Below are 8,942 nucleotides of genomic sequence, written 5' to 3'. Positions count from 1 at the left end.
ACATCGGCCCGCGCACACCCCGCCCACGGCGGATGACCGACCGCGCGGTGGGCGGTCGCCTCTTACGGGAACGGGTCATACCTTGAATCTAACCCTTAGTGGTATTCAATCCGGCCTCCGCTCCGCCCCGGGCAGGTATCGGAGGCCATAAGCCGGTCGTTGAGCGTGTCCGCTACCGGCGGGGCGCGAGGGGGGTTACCCTGCTTGGCGTGATCCCCATGCGTCGTTGCTGCCGTCCAGGCTGCAAAAACCCGGCCGTTGCGACGCTGACCTATGTGTACTCCGACTCGATGGCGGTCGTCGGTCCGCTGGTCACGGTCGCGGAACCGCATTCCTGGGATCTGTGCGAGACCCACGCTTCCCGGATCACCGCGCCCAAGGGATGGGAGTTGGTCCGGCACGAGGGCGGGTTTTCCAGCTCGACTCCTGACGACGATGATCTCACCGCGCTCGCGGAAGCCGTCCGCGAGGCCGGATTGCGCCGTCGCGCACCGGAACCCGATCCGCGCGGCTACAGCGACTACGCCCCCGCCCCGCAGCGCCCGGCCCGCCCGGGGCGCACCGGCCGGAGAGGGCATCTACGCGTCCTACCGGATCCCCCGAACTGACGTCGCCCCGTGGGAGCGGTCAGGGGACATGGGCAGCACCGAATGCGACTCGTCGGCGTCAACTACTAGGGTGTCCCTTATGACAGTCGCCCGGTCCGCCGAGTCCGTTCAAGCAGTCATCAAGGCATACGACGTTCGCGGAGTGGTCGGCGAGCAGATCGACGCGGCCTTCGTCCGGGACGTCGCCGGATCCTTCGCCCGGCTGATGCGCGCCGAGGGCGCGCAGCGCATCGTCATCGGTCACGACATGCGCGACTCCTCACCGGAACTGGCCGCCGCCTTCGCCGACGGCGTGCTCGCTCAGGGCCTCGATGTGGTGCACATCGGCCTCGCCTCCACCGATGAGCTGTACTTCGCCTCCGGCCACCTCGACTGCCCCGGCGCCATGTTCACCGCCAGCCACAATCCGGCCAAGTACAACGGCATCAAGCTGTGCCGGGCCAAGGCGCTGCCGGTCGGGCAGGACACCGGTCTGGCCACCATCACCGAAGAGGTCATCGCCGGGGTTCCGGAGTTCGACGGCCCGCGTGGCACCGAAACCAAGACCGATCTCCTCCAGGCGTACGCGGACTTCCTCAACAAGCTCGTCGACCTGAGCACCTCGCGCCCGCTGCGCATCGCGGTGGACGCGGGCAACGGCATGGGCGGCTACACCGTGCCCGCCGTGCTGGGCACCCTGCCGCAGTTCACCATCGAGCCGCTCTACTTCGAGCTCGACGGCAACTTCCCCAATCACGAAGCCAATCCACTGGATCCGAAGAACCTGGTCGATCTGCAGGACTACGTCCGCAAGACCGGCGCGGACATCGGCCTGGCCTTCGACGGCGACGCCGACCGCTGCTTCGTGGTGGACGAGAAGGGCGACCCGGTCTCCCCCAGCGCCATCACCGGTCTGGTCGCCGAGCGCGAGCTGACCAAGGAGCCGGGCGCGACGGTCATCCACAACCTGATCACCTCGAAGGCCGTGCCCGAGTTGGTGACCGAGCTCGGCGGCACCCCGGTGCGCACCCGCGTCGGCCACTCGTTCATCAAGCAGCAGATGGCCGCCACCGGAGCGATCTTCGGCGGCGAGCACTCCGCGCACTACTACTTCCGCGACTTCTGGGGCGCCGACTCCGGCATGCTCGCGGCCCTGCACGTTTTGGCGGCTTTGGGCGAGAAGGACCGCCCGATGTCGGAATTGGCTTCCGCGTATGCAACATACGCGTCCTCCGGAGAGATCAACTCAACAGTGGCGGATGCCCAGGAGCGCACCCAAGCGATCCTCGAGGCGTTCGGCAAGCGAGCGAAATCGGTCGATCGGCTGGACGGTGTGACGGTGCAGCTGGCCGACGGCGCGTGGTTCAACCTGCGCGCCAGCAATACCGAACCGCTGCTGCGGCTCAATGTCGAGGCGCGATCGCAGGACGAAGTAGACGCACTCGTAACCGAGATCCTGAGCATCGTCCGCGCCTGACTGGAATAGTGGAATCACAGAGCTTGGATTCACCAGCGTCTGGTGACCCGATGAGGGGAGGTGGCAACGCCCGATGATCGCTGGGACACCGATATTCGATCTCGATGACGTCGCCTCGCTGGAGGCGGCCGACGCCGGCGGAGTGCTCCGTTCCGCGGCGTCCGGGGGAGCCCAGGTACGGGCGACCGCCGCGGCATTGGCCGAGGATGCCCTGTCTCGCCTGACCGATCTGCGCCCCCGCAGTCTGGTCCTGGTCTCGGGGAGCGGCCGCGCCAAGCGCGCCGCCGAACTCCTCATCGCCGCCCTCGGCGACAGCACCAGCATGCCGCTGGTGTCCGCGACGTCGATCCCGCCGTGGGTCGGCCCGCTGGACGTGGTGCTCGTCGCCGGTGACGACGCGGGCGATCCGCGCCTGGCCGAGGCGGTGGACCGAGCGCTTCGACGGGGTGCCGAAGTGGTCGTCGCCGCCCCCGACGAGGGCCCGATCCGGGCGGCCGCCGCCGGCCGCGCCACCATCCTCGCGCCACGGGTGCGGGTGCTCGACCACAACCGCATGCTGCGCTATCTCGCGGCCGGGCTGGCCGTGCTCACCACCATCGACCCGCATCGCACCGGGCCGCTGGTGCCCGAATTGAACGCGCTCGCAGACCTGCTCGACGAGGAGGCGCTGCGCGACGGCCCCACCTACGAGGCGTTCCACAATCCGGCCAAGACCCTGGCCACCCGTATGCAGCAGCGCAAGCGGGTGCTGCTGGCCGGTGATTCCGGGGCCGCCGGGGTGCTCGCCGCGCACGGCTCCGAGGTACTGCTGGCCGCGGCCGGGCAGATCGTCACCGGTGTCACGCTGCCGGAAGCCATTGCCGCGCACGGCCGACTGGTGTCGGCGGCGGGCGTGCCCGCGCCCGACTTCGATCCGCTCTTCCACGACGAGGAGCTCGACGGTCCGGCCCCGGTGGAGCAGGTGCGGATCTTCGTGCTGAGCGCCGATCCCGACGAGCTGGCCGTGCGCCGCCGCCTGGGCGTGTTCAGCGGCTCCGACGCCGGACTGGTGGACGCCGACCTGGTCACGGTGGACGCCGAGGTGGCGGGCGCCGCACCGGCCGCCGACGAGGGCGCCGCCGCGCCCACCCATCGCACCGAGCTGGAAAAGCTTGCGGTGCTGGCACTTCGGCTGGAGATGGCGGCCGCTTATCTTCGACTACTCGGTTCCCGCCCGGCCACCGGACCGGGACACTACGACGGGGGCAATTACTAGTGCACGGACTCGTTGGTGCGCTGCGTTCCTACGCTTGGGGTTCGCGCACCGCGCTCGCTCAGCTGTGCGGACGACCGGTTCCTTCCGCGCATCCGGAAGCGGAACTCTGGTTCGGCGCACACCCCGCGGATCCGGCGCGGGTACAGGTCAACGGCCACAGCGAATCCCTGCTGGAATTCGTCAGCGCCGACCCGCAGCGTGAACTCGGCACCGTCGCGGGCGAATTCGGCGGGCGGTTGCCGTTCCTGCTGAAGATCCTGGCCGCCGAGGAGCCGCTGTCGTTGCAGGCGCATCCCAGCACCGAACAGGCGCGGGCAGGTTTCGCCCGGGAGAACCAGAGCGGGATCGCCCTCGACTCGAAGCTGCGCAACTACCGCGACGAGAACCACAAGCCCGAACTCGTGGTGGCGCTCAACCGTTTCGAGGCGCTCGCCGGTTTCCGCGACCCGCGCCAGACCGTCCGGCTGCTCGAGGCCATCGACGTGCCGGAGCTGTCCCAGTACGCCGAACTGCTGGCCGCCCAGCCCGATTCGGCCGGGCTGCGCACGTTGTTCACCACCTGGATCGCGCTGCCGCAGGGCAGCCTGAGCACCCTGCTGCCCAAGGTCCTCGACGGCTGCGTGCGGTACCTGTCGGAGGCTCGGACCGGCAGCACCGGTAAGGAATTCGTGGCCGAGGTGCGTACCGCGCTCGAGCTGGCCGAGGCTTATCCCGGCGACGCGGGCGTGCTGGCGGCCCTGCTGCTCAACCGGATCACCCTGGAACCCGGCGAGGGCCTGTTCCTGGACGCGGGAAACCTGCACGCGTATCTGCGCGGCGTCGGCGTCGAGATCATGGCCAACTCCGACAATGTCTTGCGCGGCGGTCTCACCCCCAAGCACGTGGATGTACCGGAGCTGCTTCGGGTCCTGGACTTCGAGCCGCTGGAACTGCCGATCGTGGAGCCGGAAAGGGTGTCCGACACCGTGTTCCGCTATCACACCCCGGCCCCCGAATTCGGCCTCACCCGTTTCGAACTGGCCGACGGCTCGGATCCGACGCCGGTGGTGAAGTCCGGCCCGGTCATCGCGCTGGTCACGCACGGTCGGGTGAAGCTGATCCAGGGCCGTCACGATCTGATCGTGGAGTGCGGTCACGCCGCCTGGATCTCGGCCGCCGACGGCGGGATTCGCGCCGAGGCGATCGACGGCCCCGCGCAGTTGTTCTGTGCGGCGGTGGGCGAGGAGTGACCAGCGGACGGTAGGCTCTCCCGGTCTGAAGCACGTTTTACGGACAAAACGGACATCTCGGGAAAGGGCGGTCGCATTGTCTGCGGGCGGCGGTAAGAAGGCCATCCTGGCGGCGCTGAGCGCGAACGCCGGTATCGCGGTAGCCAAATTCGTCGGTGCGGCCATCACCGGATCGGCCTCCATGCTGGCCGAGGCGGTGCACTCGGTCGCCGACACCTCCAACCAGGGCCTGCTGCTGCTCGGCCAGCGCCGCGCGGAACAGGAAGCCGACCAGCTCCATCCCTTCGGCTACGGGCGCAACCGCTACTTCTACTCGTTCGTGGTCGCGCTGGTGATCTTCGCCCTCGGCTCGCTGTACGCGATCTGGGAAGGCATCCACAAGATCCAGCACCCCGAGGAACTGTCCAACCCGATCGTCGCCATCGCCATCCTCGGGCTGGCCATCGCGCTGGAGGGCTACAGCTTCACCACGGCCATGCGAGAGTCCGCGCCCCTCAAGGGAAACGCGAGCTGGTGGCGCTTCATCCGCAACTCGCGCAATCCGGAACTCCCGGTCGTGCTGCTGGAGGATTCCGGCGCCCTCATCGGCCTGGTCTTCGCCTTCGCGGCCATCAGCCTGACCATGATCACCGGCGACCCCATCTGGGACGGCGTCGGCACCCTGGCCATCGGAATCCTGCTGGGCGCCATCGCGATCATCCTCATCATCGAGATGCAGAGCCTGCTCATCGGCGAGGGCGCGACGCCCGAGGACGACCGCAAGATCCGCGCGGCCATGGTCGACCACGAGCACATCGACCGCGTCATCCACCTGCGCACCCAGTACCTGGGCCCCGAGGAGATGCTGGTGGCCGCAAAGGTTTCCGTGGTTCCCGGGCTGGAGATCGCCGATGTGGCGGCCGCCATCGACGGCGCCGAGTCGCGCATTCGCGAGGCCGTCCCGGTGGCGCGGGTCATCTACATCGAACCCGACCTCTACCGCACCCCCGCGGTGCACCCGTAGTCATCGGCAGGGCGGTCAGCGGTCGGCGAGGCGGACCACGAACCGCAGGCCCGACCAGGTGTCGTCGAGGGCGGCGACCTTGTTGTCCACCAGGCCGCGACCCAATCCGAAGTCCCGCACGGCGTTGTCACCGAGATCGGTGGCGACGCCGCTCGCCTTCTTGGGCCAGGCCACCCACAGCCCTCCGGCCGTCGCCAGCCGCTGCTGCCATCCGGGAAACCGCCGGATCATGCTCGCCCGATCGAGGCAGAAACCGACGATCACGTCGTACGGCCCGGCCCCGGCCCGCTGATGCACCTCGACCCCGCCCGGCAGCTCGCCCAGGGTGAATCCGTCGGGCGCGCCGGACACCAGCACCCGCGATTCGGCCTTGATCCCCAGCTTCCGTGCCAGGGGCGTGCCCGAGTATCCCGCCATGCGCGCAGCCTAGCCCGTGAGTGCGACCGTCGGGGATCGCGTCACAGCCGCCAGTGGTCGGTGAGCAGTTCGAGCGGATCGGTGGGCACGCCGAACTCGCGCCGCAGCGCGTGCCGGGCGGCGTAGTAGCCGTTCATGCCGTGCACACCCGGGCCCGGTGGCGTGGCCGACGAGCAGAGATACACGCCGGGCAGCGGGGTCGAGTACGGATTCCAGCGCGGCGCGGGCCGGAACACGGTCTGGCGCAAGGTCATCGCGCCCGCGGAGATGTCGCCGCCGACGTAGTTGGCATTGTGGGCGGGCATGGTGGCGGCGGTGCGGACATTGCTGGCCAGGATGAGGTCGCGGAAACCGGGAGCGAAGCGTTCGACCTGGGCGGTGACGGCTTCGGTCATGTCCCGGGTGGAGCCGTTGGGGACGTGTGTGTAGGTGTAGAGGGTGTGCTTGCCCGCGGGTGCGCGGGTGTCGTCGACGACGCCGGGCTGGATGGCGAGCACGTACGGGTTGTCGGCGAATCTGCCCGCGGCCACCGCCTTTTCGGCCGCCTGGGCCTCTGCCCGGGTTCCGACGAGGTGGAGGGTGCCCGCGCGGTCGCAGCCGTGTGCCTGCCACGGCACCGGTCCCGAGAGCGCGAAGTCGACCTTGCAGGCCGCGCCCCCGTACCGGAACTTGTCCAGCGCGAAGTCGTAGCGGGCCGGAAGCGTTGCGATGCGCTGGAATTCGGCCGGGGCCAGGTCGAGCAGCACCGCGCGGACGTCGGCGAAGTCGTCGAGCGAATCGACGCGATGCCCCGTGATGATCCGGCCGCCATGGGTTTTCAGGTCCTCGGCCATGGCGTCGATGATGGCCTGGCTGCCGCCCCGCGGCACCGGCCAGCCGTCGACATGGGCCAGCGTCCCGAGCAGCATCGACACGCCCGCCCCCGCGATGCTGCGCGGCGGCCGGATGGCATGCGCCGCAATGCCGGTCAGCATGGCCGGTGCGATCTCCTCCCGAAACCGCAGGTTCCACAACGGCGTCGACTGCTCGACCATGCGCCGTGCCGCCCGCAACTCGATGCCCGGATCGATGCGCAGCAGTCCGGTCGGATCGATGGGCAGATGCCGCAGGTCCGACATGATCAGCCCGACCAGGTCCTCCCACTTGCGCACCAGCGGCCCGAAAAACCTTTTCCACGAGCGCCCGTCGCGGCCCAGCCCGTCGACCGTGTGCTCGAGGTCCAGCCATGCCAGCCCCGCCCGCCCGCCGTCGAGCGGATGCGCGTACGACACCTGCGGCGTCAGCAGGTCGACCCCGTGCGCCTTCAGATCGAAGGCCCGGAAGAACGGCGACGCGATCGCCATGGGATGCGCTCCCGCGCACAGATCGTGGTGAAACCCCGGTAGCGTCACCTCCCCCGTCCGGCAGCCGCCCCCGATGCCGTCGGCGGCTTCGTACACCTCGACTTCGAGTCCCGCCCGCGCCAGGATCACCGCCGCCGCAAGCCCGTTGGGACCCGATCCGACCACCACAGCGTCAGCCATGGATCCAGACTAGGCCGGTGACAGCCTCACTCGCGGCAACCGTGGGATCGGTCACGACGATCGCTGGTCACTCCCCGTGCACCCACTGTGCGACCAGAATCTCCACTCGCTGGTCGCGAAAGTCGGGCCGCAGCCGGCCACCTCGATCCAAGGTCGCGAGCCCGTGCAGGGTGCTCCAGGCGACCTCGGTGAAGGTTTCGACATCGTGCGGCGGCGCGTAGGGGGCGAAGGTGAGCACCAGTTCCATGAACGCGTCCTTGAGCTGCTGCGGCGCGTCCGGCCCGAACTTCAGATCCGTGCGCAGCAGGAACAGGGCGTCGTAGAGCGCGGCGTTGTCGCGCGCGAAGGCGAGGTAGCCCTGGATGACCGCGCGCAGCGTCTGTTCCGGTCCGTCGGCGGCTTCCCGCAGCTCCCGGACGGCCGCGGCCAGCTCGCCCGCGCCTTCCAGGGCGACCGCGGACACGATGGCGTCCTTGCCCGCGAAGTGGCTGTACAGCACCGGCTGGCTGTACTCGATGCGGTCGGCGAGCTTGCGGATGGTGACCGCGTCCCAGCCGTCGGTCTCGGCGATCTCGCGGGCGGTGTCGACGATGCGCTGCCGTCGCTCGGTGCGCTCGCGTTCCTTGCGGGTCTGTATGGCGCTCATGACGAAAACTCTAGCACCGCTAGACAAGCTACCGATGTATGAGTTAGCGTTGCTTCATCAGTTAGCAGCGCTAGAAAATGGAGCACCGATAATGACCACCTCGCGCCTCACCTCCCGCATCGCCACCGCCCTCACCGTCGCCGGAGCGGGATTCATCGGCTATGTCGGCATCCGCTACATGACCGATCCCCAGGCCATGGCCCCCGGCTTCGGCTTCCGGAACTACCCCGCCGGGGAGGCCGCCGACTTCCTGAACGTCAAGGGCGTCCGCGATGTCATCTCCGGCCTGGTCCCCGTCGCCCTGCTCGTCGCCGGGCAGCGCAAGTCCGCGGGCATCGCCATGCTGGTGACGGCCCTCATCCCGACCGGCGACATGCTCTCCATCCTGCGCCACGACGGTTCGACCGCCACCGCGCTCGGCGTCCACGGCGTGACCGCCGCACTGGTCGCCGCCACCGGCCTGCTGCTGGTCAAAGAGCGGACCGCCGAAACCCGCGCCGTCACAGCATGACCCGCGTCACACCGCGATGAATTCCGGGGAGCCGTCGCGTCCTACCCTTCGACACCACGGACAAGGAGACAGACATGGCGACCACCAAGCCGCACGGACCCGCCTCGTATTTCCCGTCGATCGAGTCGAAATACGGCCGCACCGTGGATGACTGGTTCGCCGCCATGACCGCCACCGGCCTCACCGGTCAGAAGGATCTGGTGAACTGGCTGAAGACCGAACACGAGATGGGCCACGGCCATGCGACCGCGCTGGCGCAGTTCCATCTCAACCCCGGCAAGTGGGAACGCTGAG

Annotated in this window: 10 protein-coding genes; 7 read left to right on the top strand and 3 right to left on the bottom strand. The window is 69.0% G+C overall.

Going from position 1 to position 8,942, the window contains the following annotated elements:
- The first annotated feature begins 218 nt into the window (after positions 1–218).
- From ACWELQ_RS28805 to ACWELQ_RS28785, 5 genes are all read left to right on the top strand, one after another.
- Positions 219–608 carry a DUF3499 domain-containing protein gene (locus ACWELQ_RS28805; protein WP_379362691.1) on the top strand — a complete coding sequence of 130 codons (390 nt, stop codon included), beginning with the start codon at positions 219–221 and terminating at the stop codon, positions 606–608.
- Between the two features lie 79 nt (positions 609–687).
- Complete coding sequence (locus ACWELQ_RS28800) at positions 688–2,064, top strand: phosphomannomutase/phosphoglucomutase (protein ID WP_452400171.1); 1,377 nt, start codon at positions 688–690, stop codon at positions 2,062–2,064.
- Positions 2,065–2,137: 73 nt separating this feature from the next.
- Positions 2,138–3,319, top strand: coding sequence for a tobH protein (locus ACWELQ_RS28795; RefSeq protein ID WP_452400170.1), 1,182 nt, complete (start codon positions 2,138–2,140; stop codon positions 3,317–3,319).
- Entirely contained in the window at positions 3,319–4,548 is a 1,230-nt protein-coding gene (gene manA / locus ACWELQ_RS28790) for a mannose-6-phosphate isomerase, class I (protein ID WP_452400169.1), read from the top strand. The genes ACWELQ_RS28795 and manA overlap by 1 nt, the downstream gene beginning before the upstream one ends.
- Before the next feature lie 76 nt (positions 4,549–4,624).
- Positions 4,625–5,551 carry a cation diffusion facilitator family transporter gene (locus ACWELQ_RS28785; RefSeq protein ID WP_452400168.1) on the top strand — a complete coding sequence of 309 codons (927 nt, stop codon included), beginning with the start codon at positions 4,625–4,627 and terminating at the stop codon, positions 5,549–5,551.
- Positions 5,552–5,566: 15 nt separating this feature from the next.
- Here ACWELQ_RS28785 and ACWELQ_RS28780 read toward each other — a convergent pair whose 3' ends face one another.
- The 3 genes from ACWELQ_RS28780 to ACWELQ_RS28770 form a co-directional block, all read right to left on the bottom strand.
- Positions 5,567–5,968: a DUF3052 family protein gene (locus tag ACWELQ_RS28780; RefSeq protein WP_452400167.1), complete on the bottom strand. Its 402-nt coding sequence runs from the start codon at positions 5,966–5,968 to the stop codon at positions 5,567–5,569.
- Between the two features lie 41 nt (positions 5,969–6,009).
- Positions 6,010–7,491, bottom strand: coding sequence for a phytoene desaturase family protein (locus ACWELQ_RS28775; RefSeq protein WP_452400166.1), 1,482 nt, complete (start codon positions 7,489–7,491; stop codon positions 6,010–6,012).
- A gap of 67 nt (positions 7,492–7,558) precedes the next feature.
- Positions 7,559–8,137, bottom strand: a complete 579-nt coding sequence (locus ACWELQ_RS28770; protein WP_452400165.1) for a TetR/AcrR family transcriptional regulator — start codon at positions 8,135–8,137, stop codon at positions 7,559–7,561.
- A 91-nt stretch (positions 8,138–8,228) separates the two neighbouring features.
- Between ACWELQ_RS28770 and ACWELQ_RS28765 the strand changes: the two genes are divergently transcribed.
- Positions 8,229–8,648 carry a DUF4267 domain-containing protein gene (locus ACWELQ_RS28765; protein WP_452400164.1) on the top strand — a complete coding sequence of 140 codons (420 nt, stop codon included), beginning with the start codon at positions 8,229–8,231 and terminating at the stop codon, positions 8,646–8,648.
- Between the two features lie 74 nt (positions 8,649–8,722).
- Complete coding sequence (locus tag ACWELQ_RS28760) at positions 8,723–8,941, top strand: DUF4287 domain-containing protein (RefSeq protein ID WP_452400163.1); 219 nt, start codon at positions 8,723–8,725, stop codon at positions 8,939–8,941.
- Position 8,942: the final 1 nt, after the last annotated feature.

This window comes from Nocardia sp. NPDC004722, assembly GCF_053601505.1.
Note: the sequence above shows the minus strand (reverse complement) of the source record. Positions and strands in the feature narration are given on the sequence as shown.